18 protein-coding genes are annotated in these 19,264 nt (G+C 42.9%); 7 read left to right on the top strand and 11 right to left on the bottom strand.

Features of this window, described 5'->3' with window-relative positions:
- Positions 1-185: 185 nt before the first annotated feature.
- Complete coding sequence (locus V7K27_RS03995; protein WP_334944534.1) at positions 186-1,271, bottom strand: AI-2E family transporter; 1,086 nt, start codon at positions 1,269-1,271, stop codon at positions 186-188.
- Positions 1,272-1,577: 306 nt separating this feature from the next.
- On the opposite strand from V7K27_RS03995, the gene pdxH reads away from it, so the two are divergent.
- Complete coding sequence (pdxH, locus tag V7K27_RS04000; protein ID WP_334944536.1) at positions 1,578-2,222, top strand: pyridoxamine 5'-phosphate oxidase; 645 nt, start codon at positions 1,578-1,580, stop codon at positions 2,220-2,222.
- Between the two features lie 77 nt (positions 2,223-2,299).
- On the opposite strand, the gene V7K27_RS04005 is transcribed toward pdxH, so the two are convergent.
- Positions 2,300-2,923, bottom strand: coding sequence for an FMN-dependent NADH-azoreductase (locus tag V7K27_RS04005; protein ID WP_334944538.1), 624 nt, complete (start codon positions 2,921-2,923; stop codon positions 2,300-2,302).
- Positions 2,924-3,447: 524 nt separating this feature from the next.
- On the opposite strand from V7K27_RS04005, the gene V7K27_RS04010 reads away from it, so the two are divergent.
- Positions 3,448-4,437 (top strand): AraC family transcriptional regulator, encoded by a 990-nt coding sequence (locus V7K27_RS04010; protein WP_334944540.1) that lies wholly within the window; start codon positions 3,448-3,450, stop codon positions 4,435-4,437.
- A 485-nt stretch (positions 4,438-4,922) separates the two neighbouring features.
- Positions 4,923-7,358, top strand: a complete 2,436-nt coding sequence (locus V7K27_RS04015) for a TonB-dependent siderophore receptor (protein ID WP_334944542.1) — start codon at positions 4,923-4,925, stop codon at positions 7,356-7,358.
- A 42-nt stretch (positions 7,359-7,400) separates the two neighbouring features.
- Here V7K27_RS04015 and V7K27_RS04020 read toward each other — a convergent pair whose 3' ends face one another.
- The 4 genes from V7K27_RS04020 to argB form a co-directional block, all read right to left on the bottom strand.
- Positions 7,401-8,273: an Rpn family recombination-promoting nuclease/putative transposase gene (locus tag V7K27_RS04020; protein ID WP_334944544.1), complete on the bottom strand. Its 873-nt coding sequence runs from the start codon at positions 8,271-8,273 to the stop codon at positions 7,401-7,403.
- Between the two features lie 434 nt (positions 8,274-8,707).
- On the bottom strand, positions 8,708-9,616 hold the full coding sequence (locus V7K27_RS04025; protein ID WP_334944546.1) for a DUF3153 domain-containing protein: 909 nt from the start codon (positions 9,614-9,616) through the stop codon (positions 8,708-8,710).
- A gap of 233 nt (positions 9,617-9,849) precedes the next feature.
- Positions 9,850-10,392, bottom strand: coding sequence for a tetratricopeptide repeat protein (locus V7K27_RS04030; RefSeq protein WP_334944548.1), 543 nt, complete (start codon positions 10,390-10,392; stop codon positions 9,850-9,852).
- A 202-nt stretch (positions 10,393-10,594) separates the two neighbouring features.
- Positions 10,595-11,491, bottom strand: coding sequence for an acetylglutamate kinase (gene argB, locus V7K27_RS04035; RefSeq protein ID WP_334944550.1), 897 nt, complete (start codon positions 11,489-11,491; stop codon positions 10,595-10,597).
- Positions 11,492-11,939: 448 nt separating this feature from the next.
- Between argB and V7K27_RS04040 the strand changes: the two genes are divergently transcribed.
- On the top strand, positions 11,940-12,308 hold the full coding sequence (locus tag V7K27_RS04040) for a pentapeptide repeat-containing protein (protein ID WP_334944687.1): 369 nt from the start codon (positions 11,940-11,942) through the stop codon (positions 12,306-12,308).
- A 187-nt stretch (positions 12,309-12,495) separates the two neighbouring features.
- On the opposite strand, the gene V7K27_RS04045 is transcribed toward V7K27_RS04040, so the two are convergent.
- Both V7K27_RS04045 and V7K27_RS04050 read right to left on the bottom strand, forming a co-directional pair.
- Complete coding sequence (locus tag V7K27_RS04045; protein ID WP_334944552.1) at positions 12,496-12,894, bottom strand: XisI protein; 399 nt, start codon at positions 12,892-12,894, stop codon at positions 12,496-12,498.
- Between the two features lie 121 nt (positions 12,895-13,015).
- Complete coding sequence (locus V7K27_RS04050) at positions 13,016-13,561, bottom strand: shikimate kinase (protein WP_334944554.1); 546 nt, start codon at positions 13,559-13,561, stop codon at positions 13,016-13,018.
- Between the two features lie 191 nt (positions 13,562-13,752).
- Here V7K27_RS04050 and V7K27_RS04055 point away from each other — a divergent pair, with 191 nt between their 5' ends.
- The 3 genes from V7K27_RS04055 to V7K27_RS04065 all read left to right on the top strand — a co-directional run bounded on the left by V7K27_RS04055 (position 13,753) and on the right by V7K27_RS04065 (position 14,974).
- Positions 13,753-14,094, top strand: a complete 342-nt coding sequence (locus V7K27_RS04055; protein ID WP_334944557.1) for a DUF433 domain-containing protein — start codon at positions 13,753-13,755, stop codon at positions 14,092-14,094.
- Positions 14,063-14,251, top strand: a complete 189-nt coding sequence (locus V7K27_RS04060) for a DUF5615 family PIN-like protein (protein ID WP_334944558.1) — start codon at positions 14,063-14,065, stop codon at positions 14,249-14,251. Before V7K27_RS04055 ends, V7K27_RS04060 begins: the two co-directional genes overlap by 32 nt.
- A 528-nt stretch (positions 14,252-14,779) precedes the next feature.
- A complete protein-coding gene (locus V7K27_RS04065; RefSeq protein WP_334944689.1) occupies positions 14,780-14,974 on the top strand; it encodes a hypothetical protein in 195 nt (64 codons plus the stop codon).
- Between the two features lie 19 nt (positions 14,975-14,993).
- Here the strand turns inward: V7K27_RS04065 and V7K27_RS04070 are convergent, their stop codons facing one another.
- The 3 genes from V7K27_RS04070 to V7K27_RS04080 all read right to left on the bottom strand — a co-directional run bounded on the left by V7K27_RS04070 (position 14,994) and on the right by V7K27_RS04080 (position 19,190).
- On the bottom strand, positions 14,994-15,695 hold the full coding sequence (locus tag V7K27_RS04070) for a LapA family protein (protein WP_334944560.1): 702 nt from the start codon (positions 15,693-15,695) through the stop codon (positions 14,994-14,996).
- A 271-nt stretch (positions 15,696-15,966) separates the two neighbouring features.
- Positions 15,967-16,587 (bottom strand): flavin prenyltransferase UbiX, encoded by a 621-nt coding sequence (locus tag V7K27_RS04075; RefSeq protein WP_334944562.1) that lies wholly within the window; start codon positions 16,585-16,587, stop codon positions 15,967-15,969.
- A gap of 245 nt (positions 16,588-16,832) precedes the next feature.
- Complete coding sequence (locus tag V7K27_RS04080; RefSeq protein WP_334944564.1) at positions 16,833-19,190, bottom strand: ribonuclease R family protein; 2,358 nt, start codon at positions 19,188-19,190, stop codon at positions 16,833-16,835.
- Positions 19,191-19,264 lie beyond the last annotated feature (74 nt).

Genomic DNA, 19,264 nt, shown 5'->3' on the forward strand with positions numbered 1-19,264 from the left:
TCAATAATTCTTCCTTGTCCCCCTCATCCCCCTCATCCCCCTCATCCCCCACATCCCCCACTCCTTAACAAAGTATGTGTTTTGTTTAATTCCCCCCTCTTGACAGGCAGCGCGAATTGAAGCCTAAGCTAAATCCCCGTCACAAAACATAATTACGAATTACGAATTACGAATTACGAATTATTTTAATCGGGGGGGGGATCATGGGCAACAGTGACAGTTGATACAAAGTCAGTCGGCTTGCCGCTCTTGATCGCATCGAAAGTGCCTTTAATAGTACCAGCAATGGGAACAGCAACAAGCGTTCCCAACAACCCAGCAATCTCAAATCCCATCAAAATAGCCACAAAAATCCAGATGGGATTCAGTCCAATAAAGTTGCCGAGTAACCTGGGCGCTAACAGGTTATCTTTAAGCTGCTGCATGAGAATTGCCGCGATCGCAACTTGAACTGCTAACCACCAATTTTGCAACAGGACTAAAATCGTCACCAGACCAATGCCTAGAGACGCCCCGATAAAGGGAATGAGTTCTGAAATCCCAATTAACATGGCAAACAACAAGGCAAAGGGCACCTTGATCACTAAGAAAATTGGCGTCAGGGTTAGCACCATGAACAGTCCTAGCAACAACTGACTGAGGAAGAAGTTTTGGAAATTTAGGCGCAAGGATCTGCCGAGAGGATCTCCAATATTAGAGGGCAAAAGATTGATTAGACCATACCAGACGCGATCGCCATATAAAAGCATATAAAATGCAAGCACGATGACTAACACTACGTCAAGTAATCCTGAGAGTAGTGTTCCAGCAAATCCCACTGCACCAGAAGCTAGCTGTTGCACCATATTCTGAATGTTGGCATTGATTTGACTGCTCACAACCGTCAGATCAATTGGCAAACGTCGTTGTTTTGCCAGCGTCTCAAACTGCTCTAGGTTTGCTTGACTGGCGGTTAACCAATCAGGGATCTTATTTAACAATTGGATTGTTTGGTCAATGATCAACGGCACTAGGGTGACGCCCAGAATCCCAAACAGGGTTAATGTTGCAAGTAAAACTATGATCACCGCCTGAGTGTGGGTGATCCGGGCACGTTCAAAGAACTTAACTGGGTAATTTAGGAGAAAAGCCAGAATCGCCGCAATGCTCAAGACGGTAATGGGATGCTGGAAATAGCGAAAAAGCACAGACAGCAACCAGACATTGAGAGCGATAATTGGACCGCTTAGACCATAAATTAACAGGCGTTGAAGGGAGGCCGAACGGCGCATCTTATGCAACCTATTTTAGATATTCATTCAGAGAATTTATGAGAAGGAGTCAGAATTCAGAATTCAGTATTCAGTATTCAGAATACCCCATGCCTGAAGTCATATCATGTCCGGGTAATTAGTTACGATATAAAATTTCCAGAGTCGTTATATTTCAGTATCTCAGCGTCATTTTTATCGTAAGTGTTCAGGCGGATGTATTCTGAATTCTTCTTCGGTAAAATTCTTGATGGCGCTGATTATCATCATAGATATTTTTAACAAAGACATGTATAAGCTTATCTGATAACAAGGAACAAAATCACAATGGACAAAACCGTAGCCGACCTTCGCAAAGACTACACCTTAGAAAGTTTGAGCGAGCTTGAAGTTGACCTCAATCCTTTTATCCAATTTAAAAAATGGTTCGAGCAAGCACTAGCAGCGCAACTTCCCGAACCCAATGCCATGACCGTTGCTACCGCCACACCAGACGGTAAGCCCTCAGCCAGAATGTTGTTACTCAAGGATTTTAATGAACGGGGCTTTGTTTTATTCACCAACTACAACAGTCACAAAGGACAAGAACTGGCAGAAAATCCCCAGGCGGCTTTAGTCTTCTGGTGGGCAGAACTGGAGCGTCAAGTCAGAATTTATGGGTATGTGGAGAAAGTTTCCCAAACCGAGTCTGACCAGTATTTTGAAAGTCGCCCTACCAAAAGTCGCCTGGGTGCGTGGATATCTAATCAAAGCGAGGTGATAGAAAGCCGAGAAGTTCTGGAACGACGCTTGCAGGAGTTCCACAGCAAATATGAAAATCTGGAGATTCCTCGACCGCCTCATTGGGGAGGCTTACGAGTGATCCCCACAAAAATTGAATTTTGGCAAGGACGCCCTAGCCGTCTGCACGATCGCTTGCTCTATAGCCGTTTAGATAATGGCAATTGGAAAATTGAGCGGTTGTCGCCTTGAAGGGATGAGGGGGATGAGGAAGAATTTACTTCCCCTGCTCCCTCATCTCCCCCTGCTCCCTCATCTCCCCCTGCCCCTTACCACTGCGCGATCGCATCTTGAATTGCTGCCCGTGCTTCTAATATAGATTGGGTACGGGCTGCATCACCTTCATTCATACTATTAGCGTTAATAAATTGAATGTCTGTAAGCCCAATAAAACCGAAAATCGTCCGCAGGTATGGTTCTTGGAAGTCATAAGCAGCAGCAGGAGATGCCGCCCTATAGTCACCGCCGCGAGCTGTGATGACAACTGCCTTTTTACCCTCAACTAAACCTCTATAACCGCCTTGAGCATCTATAGCAAAAGTCCGGTTAGGGCGAACGATTTGGTCTATGTAAGCCTTGAAAGTGGAAGGTATATTAAAGTTATACATTGGCACTCCAAAGACGTAGCGATCGGCTGCCAAAAACTCATCAATCAGTTCGTCAGAAATTCTAAGTGCCTGAGTTAATTCTGGGGTATGGGTTTCTGGTGGTGAAAATGCACCCGCAATCCAAGGTTCATCAACGTGAGGAACTGGGTGATGCCCTAAATCTCGATAGGCGATCGCATCTTCGGGATGTGCTGCCCTCCAACCACTGGCGAATTCCTTAGATAGTTCTCTGGAGTGCGATCGATCAGCACGGGGGCTGGAATCAATATGTAGGATGTTTACCACCAAATATCTCCTGATTAGCTAAGTATTTTTAGGGTCGTTGTTCAAAAATATTGTAACTGTGGGCTTCAAGATAATTCAATCCATGCCGAAAGTTCTTCCATGTCAAACAGAGGAAGTTTTTGAATACCAGCTTTTTCGAGGCTGTTGTCTTGTTTACTTCTGCGCCAGATGACGCAAATTATGAAGTCTGCGATCGCTCCCGCATTCCGCAGCGCTTCTGTACTTTTTACAACTTGACCACCTGTTGTAAGCTAAAACACATCTAAGAAAGCATATTAAAATTTTCTCAATATCTTGTGGGGTGGGCAACATCAGCGCCCTGATTATGCAACTTCAATGCCGATTAGCTTAATAACGTCTTCAATGACACAGAATTTTTTTCCTGCAATATTAACCCCTTCTGCTATCTTCTCAGTCCCATATTCTTTTTTTGTCTTCCGAACAAACAATAGTTAGGAATAAATCGTGGTAAAGTTATTGATAATAAATATCATTAATTTATAAGCATCTACCAATTGCCAGTTATGACAATTACCCTAACGCCGGAACAGGAAAGTGAGCTTTGGGCAGAAGCTAGACAGAATAGCCAGCAAAACTTGTCAGAGCCATTTGAATCCTATTGTCAAGTACCCAAGCAACTGGGCAAAGGATATACGCGAAGCATAGAAGTCTATCCCCAAGTGTGGCTGGGGATTGGTAACTACGAATACTACGATGATGTACTGGAACCAGGCTGTGAATGCGTTCACCCTTTGCAATTTGTTGTTCGTCTTTCAGGAAAAATTATAGATGAATTTGGAGCGCAAATAGGAGAAGGATACACAGCCATTTCCGGTGGCGGCATTCAACGAAATATGAATTTTTTGGATTCTCAAGCGCACGTGGGTATTGGCTTCAGTATGCCTCCTGAGTTGTTGGCAACCTTTTTTCCTACAGGGGACGGAGAAATTCCACCGCAACTACGTTTTTTGGCAAAGGGTAACGAGTGGCAGACGTTGCTCTACCCAAAAACTACAACAGCAATACAGACAGTCGCACAGCAAATAGTCAACTGTCCTTACCACGGGATGACGAAGCGTTTGTATTTACAGGCGAAGGTGCTAGAGTTGATGGCATTGCAACTTGCCCCCTTCTTAGCTGACCAAGGTGAACCGCAACCACAACCGCGATTTAGAGCCGGAACTGTGGAGCGGATATATCAAGCAAGAGAAATTTTACTCTCCCGTCTAGAAAATCCACCAACATTATTAGAATTAGCACAACAGGTAGGAGTAAGCGATCGCACCCTGCAACGTGGTTTTCAGCGACTCTTTGATACTACCGTATTTGGTTACTTGACAGACAAACGCATGGAGCGAGCAAAACGCTGGCTCAGAGAAGGAAATCGCACAGTGCTAGATGTGGCAATTATGACTGGTTACTCCAATCCCACCCACTTTAGTGTTGCTTTTAAACGTAAGTTTGGTATCTCTCCCAGTCAGTGTCGGTTGGGAGAAAAGTCTGTTTGGCGATGATTAGTTCTGTATTGGGGTAGACGCGACTCATCTAATTCCTCTAATCTCAATTTTGAGTTTATTCAGAAATCTTCTCAACAAAGAGGGTTTTGGTTACTGGAGTGTGGGGAATTATTGTGAGGATTCAAGAGTTGTCGTCTAATATTTGGCTGTGTTTGGTGATGAGTTTTCTGCCATTGTTGATGGCACAATCTGTACGGGCAGAAGTGAAACAGAATGAGACCCCTTACACAAGTCGAATTACTCCCCTTAATCGCCCCGTTTATTGGGGGGAGGCCGGAAAATCCAGTTCCCTCCTCTTTACAAGGGGAGGGTTAGGGTGGGGTAAATCCAGTTCCCTCCTCTTTACAAGCTACGGTGTCACAAGTCGAATTACCCCCCTTAATCCCCCCGTTTATTGGGGGGAGACCGGAAAATCCAGTTCCCTCCCCTTTACAAGGGGAGGGTTAGGGTGGGGTAAAACCGTAGCCCAAGGTGAGAAACAGGTGGGTGTTGTGCAAGTGACGGCAGTGAAGGCAAATCCTACCGCCAAAGGTGTGGAGGTAATTCTACAAACTACCAAAGGGGAACAATTACAAATTACTAATCGCAGTGCTGGTAATAGTTTTATTGCTGATATTCCCAATGCTCAACTGCGTTTACCCAATGGTGATGGGTTTACATTCCGTTCGGAAAAACCACTTGCGGGAGTTACTGAAATAACAGTAACAAATTTTGATGATAACACGATCCGGGTGACGGTGATCGGTGAGGCAAGCTCACCAACAGTCGAGTTATTTGACAGTGATGAAGGTTTGATTTTCGGGTTGACAACTGCTGCATCTATTGCACAGCAGCCACCCAGAACACAACCAACACCTCAAGTAGAGCAGCCAACAAACCCAACTCAGCCGAAGCAACCATCAGCGCCGGATAATCAGCCAATTGAGTTGGTGGTGACAGGAGAACAAGATGGATACAGTGTACCAGATGCGACCACTGCGACCAAAACCGATACACCCTTGCGCGACATCCCGCAATCAATTCAAGTTGTACCGCAACAGGTAATCCGCGACCAACAAGTCACCCGCTTGAACGATGCTTTAAGAAATGTTCCCGGTGTGATTTCATCAGGTGGATCACCTGGCAATACCGAAACAAGTTCATTTACCATTCGGGGCTTTGATAGTAGTGGGGCTACGATCAGGAATGGTCTGCTAGATCCTCTGGGCGATCGCTCACTGGAACTCTCCGATATAGAGCGAGTCGAAGTCCTCAAGGGTCCGGCTTCAGCTCTGTTTGGTAATGGTAGTCCCGGTGGCACAATCAATGTGATTACCAAACAGCCCCTCGCCACTCCTTACTATGCGGTTGAAGCAACGGTTGGAAGTTACAGCTATTATCGGGGTGCTGTGGATCTGTCAGGGCCTTTAAACGATGACAAAACAGCGCTGTATCGACTGAATCTGTCTTATAAAGATGCAGGCAGTCTTTTCGATTTTTCTCATGATAAAAATCTACTCATTGCGCCAGTTTTGAGTTTTGCAATTGGTGAGCGCACAAAGCTAACTCTGGAAGGAGAGTATATCAGTGCAGATACCAATCGATTGTACCTACCAGCCGTCGGCACTGTACTACCGAACCCAAATGGGAAAATACCACGCAACCTGAATACTAGTGGATCTGACAGAAATGATAATCTTTCTCAGCAAGATACTGGTAGAATTGGATATAGCTTAGAACACAAATTTAGTGACAACTGGTCATTAAAAAACGCTTTTCGGGCAACATTTTATCATTTTGATATCAGCATTTTTAGAAGTACTAGTCTCGACCCTGATGACCGAACACTAAATCGACTATATGGTGAAGGACAGTTTGATGACCAGGCTTACAATATGGCAACGGACATCATTGGCAAATTCTCAACTGGCTCCATCAAGCATCAGTTGTTGTTTGGATTTGACCTGAGTAGATTTTCTTATAAATCTTCATTTCTTACTAATTTTAATGCAGCACCCATTGACCTGTTTAACCCGGTGTATGACCAATCCCTTGATGGAAATTTCATTCCTCAAAAACAGTCCTCTCTAACAGATGCATTGGGTATTTATATCCAAGATCAGATCGCGCTGAGTGAGAATCTGAAGTTACTCTTGGGTGTACGGTTTGATGCCTTTAAAGAGACGGATGGAGATTTGCTAGCAAACACCGAAAGCAGCCAGTCAGGAGATGCGTTTAGTCCTCGTTTCGGTATTGTCTACCAACCCCTACCGCCAATTTCACTCTATGCCAGCTACAGTCGCTCCTTTACCCCATCGATTGGAACTAGCTTTGATGGCAGTACCTTTGAACCAGAACGTGCTACACAGTATGAAGTCGGGGTTAAGGCAGATTTGAATGAGAGAATTTCTACAACACTTGCTTTCTATAATCTGACTCGCTCCAATGTCTTGACTCAAGACCCAAATAATCAAGATTTTTCGATTCAAACAGGTGAGCAGCGCAGCCGTGGTATCGAATTCAACATTGGGGGTGAAATCTTACCCGGTTTGAATGTGATTGCAGGTTATGCTTACACGGATGCCACAATCACCAAAGACAATACTTACACACCAGGTAATCTCCTCAACAATGTCCCAAAAAATAGTTTCAATTTGTGGACGAAGTATGAAATTCAATCTGGTAGTCTCAAAGGACTCGGCTTTGGTTTGGGATTATTCTATGTGGGCGATCGCCAGGGAGATTTAGAGAATGACTTTCAGTTGCCGAGTTATTTACGTACTGATGCTGCCATTTTCTATAAACAAGGACAGCTCCGCGCACAGGTGAATTTCAGAAATCTGTTTGATGTGGATTATTTTGAGTCTGCTAGCAGCCTTTTGCGTGTTTATCCTGGTGAGCCGTTCACGGTGCAAGGCACGATTTCGTGGGAGTTGTGATCTCGCTCACTTTGTAGATAATTTAGGCGATCGCACTTTGGATCACAGTTGATTAAACCAAGTATCTAAATCAGCTAAACTGGTAAAATCTAACAGTGCTTCGCCGAGATTTTCTAATTGTTCTAGTCCGAGAGTTTCAATGCGATCGCGTAAATCTTGAGGTAATTCTCCCACCCTTCTTTGTAGTAGACGCAGAACGAGCGATCGCTCTCCTTTCTCTCGTCCTCTTTGTTCTCCTTGTTGCAGTCCCTCTTGCAGTCCTTCTTCTTTAATTTCTTGGTAAACTCGTGTTTGTTGAAGTGTAATACCTAACATCTTTTCTACCTCTGTTCGGCTGAATTGTTCAAACTTGTACACCATTATCGTGATTGCTAACTCTATTATTGCGCGACTTACAACTTCGGGCTGTTCAATAGAGCTTCGTTCAAGCAAATATCTGGCTTCTCGTGGTGCAAGTTCATCATCTATCGTAGTCAACACCATCAACGCTACCCATATCGGTAAAGAGCGAATATCCCCTAATTCATCTAGAAAAACTCGATGCACTTGTCCACTGTTGAGCAATCCCCGATGAGGATGAATATCACTTTGTTCAAGACTACGGGATGGATAAATTATCACTGCTTGCCAATCGCTAAATCTGACACGGTTGCGGTAGAAATATAACGAAGATTCGGCAAACACCCTTTCATACAGCCTTTCGTCCTTCTGAAATTGGATCTCGCAGAAATATACAACCCCAGGATTTTCGCTTTCGGGTGGTAAAAATACACCATCGATTTCAAACTTAGGTTCCTTGACAGCTACCGAATCAAATCTATATTCACCTGCATTTGCTGGTGGATTTGTCAATAGTTCAAATAGTAAAGTTGGGTATTGTTGAAAGAGTTTGTAAAAGATTGAGTCTCGGCGCATGAAGTATTGTATTGTATTTAACTTATTTCTTAAATCTGCAATAAATTTTATTGGCTCTCCTAGACTAGTTATAGAAAATTAATACTTGATATCAGGTTAAGTCCTTACATAGTAGGGGATTCAAGAATCAGAAAGCATATTTTTATTAAATATATGATTCTATTTTAGCAAAATCTAGTTAGATCAAGTGTTTTAGGTGTTTTTTAGTATTAATTTATCAAACCAAGTCTGGGAGAGCCATTTTATTTTACGTTCTCGCGATCGCTAGAAGGTTAATTCACCATTTACAGTTAACCCCCGGTATTCTGGGGTATGGCGCGATCGCTCCCGCATTCCGCAGTGCTTCTGTACTTTTTACAAAAAGCTGGGGAAAGTGTAAAAAAGCCGATGGAGAATACATCGGCTTTGCTAACAATATTCAACAGATGAATAGTCTACTGTTGCTGAATTGCTGCTGCTTTGGCAGGAAACTGAATTCTGGGATCTGGCATGAAATTGTATCTCAAGTACAATCCTCCCCAGACAAACAGAATAATTAACAACCCACCAATACCAAGGGGACTAGGAAGCCAGAAAACAGCTTCTATGTGGTTTAGCTCACCAGGCTGGAGTTTCCACACTAGTTGATTGCCATTTTTTTCTGGCTCTATTGCAGTTTCAGTTTGTTGAATGTTTTTCGCTCCCCAAGGAGTTTTCAAGCTAAATTCCAAGTCGAGAATTGAACCAGCATTCGCCAGAACGTTACCTTTGCTGGCAATTAGAGATAGCGATCGCAAATCCAAATCATAAATCAACCGATTTCGGACTAAAAGTAAAAAATTGTTCTGCTCCAAAAGGACGTTTGATTCAATTTTCGGCAGTTCTGAATCAGATTCGCTCTGCACAGTCTCAGAGGATTGATTCGCACGGGAGTTAAAAAATCCGTTGAACTTCTCTTGCAATTCCCTACCACTGCTAAAAGGAATTGTGACGATGATTTCTTCTTGGGAAACTCGTCGCGTTTTACCATCAATTTGACGGGCACGACGTTCTATGGTATTCAACCATTCGTACACAGAATCACCACTAAAACTGGTTAGCCGTTCTCCCAACTTAATATGCTGTATTAGTTCACCACTATTTGAATTATCAAAATTAACCCCCACATCGTACTTCACACAGCCAGACAGTAGCAGGGATGTTAACAGCACTATCCACAAAATCGGATTTCGGATGGGAAAAACGCGGTTTATTCGATTTCGACCATTCAGTGGTGAGAGAAATTTGATTTTTGCCAACACAAAACTAAATGGTCTGATTAACCACAAGAAAATCTTTCCGAAAATTGAAGAAGTTGAAACCATAAATCTCCCCAAAAGTCAAACTTTCTAACCAATCTTGACTTATTACTATTGTTTGAGATTCCTAGAACACCGTTTTGGTAAAGAATTTTAATCTAGGACTTACGCACAAGTTACGGAATAACGAACCGCAGAGGCACAGAGGGCACAGAGAAATCAGAGTTTGAGAGATATTTTGCGTAAGTCCTATAATCTAAAATCGTTCGACTGAGCGAAGCCGAAGTCCAAAATTGATATCAGCCGGGGGTTCCTGAAAAATTCAACCAAAGCAAGTACGAGATGGTTAAACCAATGGCAATTAACGCCACCCAGATAAAGCGATTATCTCTGGTATTGACCTGACTGAGGTCAACAAATTCTGGCTCGGTAGGTTTAGGCTTCTTCTGGACAGAAGATTTTGTAGACTTAGCAGCTACAGAAATTTTGAGTTCATTATCGGGTAGTGCGCCCAAATCAGGAATTTCGGTCATCCATTCGCTGGGTCTTTTCAGCTTTGGTGCTTTTAAGATGTAAAGCATCTGTCGGGCTTGTTTGCTGGTTTCTAAATGGGGATGGCGTTTGAGTCTTTCGCAAAGAGCGATCGCATCATCCGTGCGTCCAGCTGCTTCATAAGCTGTCACCAGATCAATTTCTACTTCACCTCCAAGGCGAGAATTACGAGCTAGCAGGGCGCTGGCCTTTTCTAAATTTTCTACGGCTTCACGGTATTGCCCATTTTCAAAGGCAAGTTTCCCCGTCTGGTAGCGGGTTTTAGCAATTTCTAAACTTTCTGCACTCACGTCTTATATAAAAAATCAGCACTGTTTTTATTTTGCCAATGCCAGCAATGTTTTTGGAATTTTTTCAAAAACTAGCAATCTGAAAGTGGATAAATACACGATTTAGCGGTGGGCGATGTCTGACGACAAGCTGCTTTGCACCTACGCGTGTTTTCATTACCTATCTCCGGTAAGGAAGTGGAGAACTTTTTACTCAGCACTCTTATGAGGTGAACTGCGAACCGAGAATCATTGTCCCAATCCCAACATCAGTAAAGATTTCTAGTAATAGGGCGTGAGGAATGCGACCATCAATGATGTGTGCTGCACGGACTCCTTGAGCAAGCGATCGCACACAACAACTTACTTTGGGAATCATCCCACCGCTAACTATACCACCAGCAATCAACTCGCGGGCTTCGCGGATATCTACTTTTGGAATCAAAGTAGACTGGTCTTTGTAATTTCTTAAAATTCCACTGGTGTCAGTCAGTAAAATTAACTTTTCTGCTCCTAGTGCAGCAGCGATTTCTCCAGCTACAGTATCGGCGTTAATATTATAAGCTTGTCCCGTTTCGTCTGCGGCGACGCTGGACACGACCGGAATATAGCCATTGCTAGCAAGGGTGTCCAAAATCTTGATATTCACATTGCTGACTTCCCCCACAAAACCGATGCCTTCTTGACCTTGGGGACGGGCTGTAAATAGATTACCGTCTTTACCGCAAAGTCCTACAGCCAAGCCTCCAGCTTGGTTAATCAGGGAGACAATTTCTTTATTGACTCGACCGACTAAAACCATTTCCACCACATCCATTGTGGCGGCATCAGTGACTCGCAGACCATTTTTAAATTGTGGTTCGATGCCCAGCTTATCTAACCAACTGTTAATTTCTGGGCCACCGCCGTGTACTACAATTGGACGCAAGCCCACGCAGGATAAAAATACAATATCGCGGATAACTTTGTCTTTAAGTGTGCTATCTTTCATCGCTGCGCCACCATATTTGACAACAACAGTGCGACCGGCGAATTGTTGAATATAAGGTAGTGCTTCGCTTAGTACACGCACACGAGTGGCTTCATCTTGCCTGATGTATTCAGAATCGTTGACCGTCATGAGGAGCCGCCGTTAAGAGTTAAAACCTATTTAAGTCAGTGTAGAAGACTTTGTAACCTGCAACAATGTCTTATAGCTGCCAAGAGCAAAAATAAGCTTTTTATATAGGTATCACTCACAAATTATTTTGTTTGGATGCCCAGACGCGCTGCGGCGAGTCAAGAGATATCGCAGTTTCTTTCAAAAACTACACCACTATTTTCAATATATCACCGATAGAAAACTGGTTTCTCTCTTTTAGTAATCACTGATAAATAGTGAGATTTGGAGTTATTGTGTGGTGGGTGGAAATGCAATTTATCACGTAGTTCTAAATTGCAATATAGTTTTTAGTTCCTCTTCTTCTTCCTTTAGTACGTGATAAACTTCCCAAGTTTGTTGGAGGTTTAACCAAAACTCTGAGCTATTTCCAAAGAATTTTGATAACCGTACTGCGGTACTAGGTGTAATACCTGCTAATTTAAGTAATGCTGATCTTAGCTATAGCATCATGACTAATACCAATTTGGTGGGAGCATTTTATAATTCGGAAACTATTTTTCCTAATGGTACTGATTTATCAAAAGCTATATATCTTGATTCAGGCGCAAATCTATCTAATATCTTTTTCACAAAAATTAATTTAAGTAGAGTTAATTTATCTAACACAAACTTAAGTAATTCAATTTTAAAGTATATTGACCTAAGTTATGCAAATCTCAGTAATGCTAATCTAACTAATGCCAATTTGGAAGGCGCGATTTTAGATGGTGCAAATCTGGAAGGAGCAATATTCTGTACAACTATTATGCCTAATGGTAGTGTTCGGAATAACTGATACTAAATAAATCACTATTCCCAGATTACCCGACACAACAAGCAAGCGATCGCTCCTTCAAACCTCTAAAATTGAAATCATTCGACTGAAGCTAGGGAATGAAATATAACAGTGATGTCTGACGACAAGCCCGGAGTTTCGGAGTCTCCGCGCTTTGCGTCTACGCATCTGTAATATTTGCAGATCATTAGGAGCAATCATATTTTCCAGTAGTGCGATGGTCTGCGACCGACTGGAAGTCATCGCCTGGTATTACAGCAAAATCTGTATATTGGCGTACTTTAGGATGACGAAAACCAAGAACTATATCTTCTTTAGGAACTCCTGCTTGGAGCAAATCAGTTGCTACACCTTCTTCAGTATCATCGCATTGAATCCAAATTTTTTCACCAATTAAACTTAAATGAATGGGTGTGGTATGGAGATATTTATCGCCACTCCAACCTATATCTAAAACTAAGTATTGTCCGCGCTGATCATCAAATAAAACGTGAGAGGTGTAATCATCGGGTAGCGCAGTTCGATAATCGGCATGATTTTGGAGTACGCTCTTAATAATATCTTGGTATTTTAATCGGGTATCCATTGCACGATAGCCTCACTTTTATCATCAAAAACAATTAGCTTGATAATTTGGTTTTTGAGTAACACTTGTCCCATTTGCACCACCGTCTGATTGTGATCAACATTGCGATCAATATTCCCGATTAATGAGAAACTTGTGTTTTGAGAACGCTAGGAATTGCCTCAAGTACTCGCTGGGTAACGTCTTCAGGTGTATCTCCCTCTCGCTCGATGATGTGCAAATCGGCTTGAGAGTAAAGTGGTGTTCGTTGTTCGAGGAGCGATCGCAATTTACCTTGAGGATCAACATCTTGCAACAGTGGTCTTGTGGTATCCTCAGCTAAACGGCTGTAAATTATCTCCACTGGCGCATCTAGCCACACTATCAAACCGTGGTGCAAGTAACCCCAATTTTCTCGCCGCATTACAATGCCCCCACCAGTTGCGATAGTCAACTTTGTAAAAGCACAAACTTGTGAAAGCACGTCGCTTTCTAACTGACGAAACTCGGCTTCACCAACTTGTGCAAATAACTGATTGATAGATTTACCTGTTGCTTGGGCAATGACATTATCGGTATCCACAAATCCATAAGCCAATTCCTTTGCCAGTAAGCGCCCTACTGTCGTCTTACCAACGCCCATAATGCCAATTAAGTACAGGTTGACTCCTTGTAATAAACTGCTCACCAGTTGCTTCGCTCCAATTCTGAGTTCTGAGTCACAGTTTCTAATTATAAACTCAACGACTTAATCTAGGATTTAAAAATACGGAGTTTTGCACCGATCGCGCAACCAGATAAAATTATTTGATTGGCGATCGCTAATAAACCGATAACTTATAATATAATTTTCTTCTTATAGGAGTATTCTTGGATAAAATGTCTAAGATACCAGTAATCTCAGAACACATTGAAATTACTCTGGGTGTGTGTGGGGGTAAACCGCGCATTGCTGGACACCGAATTACAGTGCAAGATATTGTTATTTGGCACGAACGGATGGGGCTTTCCCCTGACGAAATTATTTATCATTATCCCAGTATCACTTTAGCTGATGTCTATGCTGCTCTAGCTTATTACCACGATCATCAAGATGAGATGAGTCTTCAAATTGCAGAAGGAGAAGCCTTTATCAGAGAAGTACAGGCTGAAACTCCTTCGATTCTGCAAGAAAAACTAAAGAATCGAAATGACACAAAAAATTCGATTCCACCTAGATGAGAATGTCAGTAATGCTATAGCAGAAGGCTTACGTCGTCGTGGTATTGATGTGACGACTACACCGGAAAAACGACTGATAGGTATATCAGATGGAGAACAGCTTTATTTTGCAATGTCTGAGAGTCGGGTAATTTTCACCCATGATGATTTCCTATAACTTTTATAACTCCCAACTATTTTTAGTTTCTACAAATTCATCTTCTATTTGAGTTGAATTAACTGTCGTTATTACTGTTATTAATGTATTTAAAGTAACTTAATCAAAAGATTAACGATTCTTCTGTGAAATTACCTAAAATAATAAACGATGAATTTCTAAGGAATGTAGTAACTTGGTAATTGCTGCTTGAATATCCTTAGACTTAACGAAAAAATTAACATAGCTTGTTTGAAACTTTATCCAAACAATTTCAGTCTATCTAAATAATCCGGGTTTTCACTTTAGTGTGTCATTTTAAGTATACATAATCCTGTGTTCCTAACATTACATGACCGTTATTCTAAAAGTTCAGTTATCACAAGCCCTGCTCAATTAAATGTTTCTGATAAAGGTATAAATGATGACTTATTTATTGCGATCGCTCACAAAACCCTTGCAAATTTGAAGTTTTGGCACAAAGACTACTGCATATTTCACCCCAATAAGCCTGAATTAATAAATAGTAGGATGAACGAGGCGTCAACTATGACTCGAATTCGTGACGTTGTACAAAAAGCCTTAGCAACTGGCTATTTGACAGTAGAAGCTGAAAATCAACTACGACAACTGTTGACTACCCGCTATGACTTGGAAGATTTTAATGCTTTCATGACTTTGCAGGAAGCTGGCATGACTGGTAAGGTCAAGCAGGAGTCTAGAGAGCGGTGTGGCATCAAGTAGAGATGTAGCCTGCTACATCTCACCGACGGGGGCGTTTACCATCATCATCAAAATCATCATCATCATCAAAAAATTCCCAATCATCATCATCCGCTTGATTGGTAGCCGGTGGTTGATAAGGGGGGATGATTACCCGATAATCAGCATCGTAAACTGATTCAGTTTTTCCCGCGGCCGTATTTTTTGGCTCACGGTAGCTGTAGGAATAAACTGAACCAGATTGAGAACTGCTTTTGGCTTCTGATTGACGGTCGTAAGTTTTAGAATCTCTAGCAGGTTCAGCTTGAGGATTAGGGTTAGGCGCTGACTCTGACTTTTCATCAAAGTTCCAATCATCATCTTTACTGCCATTTGTCTCCCAATCATCAAATACATCACTACTAGGCGCTTCTTTTTTACTAGCTGGTGGTGGAGGACTGGCAGGGCGAGATGTAGGTTCTTCTCTGCGGGTTGTCTTCGCACGAGGCGAAGTTGCAGTTGAGCGGTCAGGAGTTCGCCGTTGTCCTCCCACAAAATAATTGGATAAGTTAAACAAGGTAGCAATCAATATAGATGTGAAAGCACCAGTAGCAGTACTGAACAAAATCCATATCGCTAGTGGTAATGGTTGAGTTCGCACGCCCAAAAAGACTAGCGATAGGGCAGGAGACCAATTTTGGACTAACAACAGCGTTAGTCCTCCCAGTACCGCCACCAATAGAATTAAGCGAATTACAGCCATAGCAATTTTAGATTTTAGATTTTAGATTTTAGATTGACCCCATTAATAAAGTTACTAGCTCTATCATTTAATTTTAGATTGTGAACCGTATTGAGACGGATTCTAGATTTGTTTCACGTAGCTTGCTTCTAGCGGAGCGAGTATAAATTCCCTTGCTCTGCAACCCTTTTTAATTTTAGGCTTTCCTGCGGAACGCTACGCGAACGGCGTGAGCGCTTAGTTGAACAGTTTTGAATCTTCAATTCTTTAATCCAAAATTTAAAATCTAAAATTAGCGACGACCTTGCCACCTCTGAATTGGGATGCAGTCAATATCTAGTTGATCTAAAGCGCGGGCAACGACAAAATCAACTAAATCCTCGATGGTTTGGGGATTGTGATACCAGGCGGGAATAGCGGGGACAATTCTCACTCCAACTTCTGCTAAAGAGGTTAAGTTACGCAGGTGGATGAGGCTAAAAGGTGTTTCACGAGGAACAATCACCAGCTTTCGCCCTTCTTTGAGTTGGACATCCGCCGCCCGTTCTAGTAAATCGGAACTCAAGCCAACCGCTAGCTTTGCCACTGTACTCATGCTGCATGGAATGATCATCATTCCCAGAGTGGCAAAGGAACCACTGGCAATCCCGGCTCCAATATCACTCCAAGGATGGCAGCGCAGTTTCCCCTCAAGTCCAACTCCAGCTTGCTCTCGCCAGAATTGTTCTTGTTGAGTTGGTTCTGATGGCATCCGAATTTCCTGTTCTGACTGCCAAACCATGTAAGTTGATTTAGAGGCAACCAATTCAATACTATACTCCGCTTCTAGCAAAAATTTGATCGCGCGAACAGCGTAAATCAGACCAGATGCGCCCGACACGCCTAAAATTAAAGGCTTGGTGTTATTTGACACGTAAATTTTACGAGATTTTACTGAAGACGAATTCAGAATTCAGGAGCCAGAATCCAGAATGGATTCTGGGCGATAGTTACTGAGCAGTTCGGCAGAGCGACCTGTGCCACTTGTCGAAGTACTGGATGTATAAGAGGGGTTTAGAACAAGCGATTTTAATCGCGCGTGATATTAAATTGTTTCCGTGACTCTTCGCCCTGACTTCAGGTGTGAGGTATTCTGAATTCTGTCTTCAGCAGGACTTTTCATTCATCCTCAGAGTAAGAGTCTAGGTCATCAGGCTCAATGTCATTTGGTAAGTAGAGGTCTGAAAGCTCCTCATGGGAACCACTGCCAGTTAAATTTTTGGCTAGACCATCGCTGCCGACTGTTACCAAATCAATTTGCTGACGGTAGTAATCGACACTTTTAACTTGCACGGCGACGCGATCGCCTAGTCTATAGGAAGCACGATTTTTGCGACCAAATAGTGCTTGTTGTCTGGCGCGATATTCATACCAATCATCTTTGAGAGAACTGACGTGTACCAATCCTTCTACCCGCAAAGGTACACCAGGATTACTGCTGGACTCCACCTCGGCGGCTGGTACTTCAATTTCCACAAAGAAACCGTAGGATTGAACACCAGTAATTACCCCTTGAAATACCTGACCGATGCGCTGCTTCATCAGTTGGGCTTTTTGCAGTCCGGCTAAATCGGCTTCGGCTTCTTGGACTTCTTTTTCTCGGTCGTTGATTTGGACAATTACCCTAGTTAAATCGCTTTGGAGTTCTTGTTGCAATTCTGGCGGTAAAACGTTCCAGTTAATTTCCTCATGGCTGGAGGAGTGGCGCAGGTTAACGCGCTCTCTCACACGGGTATTGCGGCGATCGCGTCCGTTTTCGAGTAGCGTGTAATACACTCTCTGCATGAGCAAATCGGGGTAACGCCGCAAGGGAGCGCTAAAGTGAACATATTGCGGTAGTGCCAAACCAAAGTGAGATCCTTTGGTGGTGCTGTATGCAGACGGCTTAAGTGTATCTTGCAATAAGTAGGTCAGAACTTGCTCAGAGGGAGATTCGCCAAAAGCGGTGGTCAAATGTTGATAATCTAAGGGTTGGATATCGACTTCTGGATCTAGTGTTAAGTCAACGCCTAAATTGACTGCCAATTTCAGCATTTCCTGGACATCTTCAACATCAGGTGTACTTTGAACTCGCCAGATAGCGGGAACACCAAGGGCATTTAAGTGAGTTGCGATCAGTTGATTAACTAGCAGCACCAACTCTGTGAGTAGCGATCGCACCGGTAAATCATTCACCACCACAGTACCGAGAATCCCCTCATCATAATAGGCGTTTTGGCTGGGCGGCAGATTCAACTGGAGGCTACCACGAGTCAACCTTACTTGTTTCACGGCTGTTTGCAAGGCTTGGAGGTCTTGCAGAATCTGAGAAAGCTGTGGGGATCTCTCTTGAGATTCACCTGTAAGAATTGCTTGGGCAAGTTCTGTACTCAGTGCAGTTTCGACATTGATCACACTGGGTTGAATTTCCCACTCCAACACTTGTCCCGATTTGGGATCAATTGTAATTAAAAAAGAGATAGTTAAGCGATCGCTCCCAGGTATTAAAGAACAGCGTTCTATCACAGCTGGCGGCAATATTGGCAACACCAATTCTCCCAGATACACTGATTTTCCCCGTTTAAGTGCTTCTCTATCTAGGGCTTCGTCAGGTAAGACATAGTGAGAAACATCGGTGATATGAACGCCCAAAAGCCAATTTCCGGCTAAGTTTTTTTCTAAACTAAAAGCGTTTTCTATAACTTTGGGATCGCCGCCATTTACCCCTTCAATGGTGAGAGTAAACAAATTACGTAAATCTAAGCGATTTTTCAGGTCTGCTTTCAGTAGCTTTTTGGGCAACTTCACGGCTGCTTCTAGGACATTATCTGGAAAAGTCCGGGAAAGGTCGTGTTTGCACGTAACTAAATCTATATCAGCAGCAGCTTCAGCATCGCTACCGAGGATTTGCACCACTCGACCGAGGGGAGGATATTGTGCCAACGGGTAACGCAAGACTTCCACATGAACAAGGTGATCGATCGCTTCTTCTAATTTTGCCCCGTTAGGTTGGATTTTGAGTTCAAACAGCAATCGATCATCTAAAGGCACAGCTCGGAAACCGCTTTCCACCTGCTTAATTCGTGCCAATAACGTGTGGTTGGAACGTTCTAGAATCAGCTTCACCTCCCCTTCAGGAGAGCGACGGCGACTGCCTTCTTTAAGAACTCTGACCAAAACGCGATCGCCATTCCAAGCATTACTCAGATGACTTTCGCGGATGTAAATATCCTCAGCTCCTTCCACATCTTGAATCGCAAAGCAAAAGCCTTTACTAGAACAACGGAGTTTTGCCTCGATTATTCCCTCTTCTGAGACACGGCGATACTTGCCCCGTTCTTTCACTAAAAGACCGATTTTTTCGAGAACATCTAAGGCAATGTGAAGTTTTTGTAAACTTTTTTCATCTTCACAGCCAAGTTTCTTTTCTAAAACCTTCCGAGCTACCAATTTATCATCGGTGAAATTGGCAAGGAGTGTAGCGATTGAAAATTCCATGCAGTGAACCGACCTTTGGTCAAAACATCATTTGTTGTTTAACAAAACAGAATTCAGGAGGAGCCAGTGCGGGA

Origin of the sequence: Nostoc sp., assembly GCF_036919575.1 — a bacterium.
GTDB lineage: Bacteria > Cyanobacteriota > Cyanobacteriia > Cyanobacteriales > Nostocaceae > Nostoc.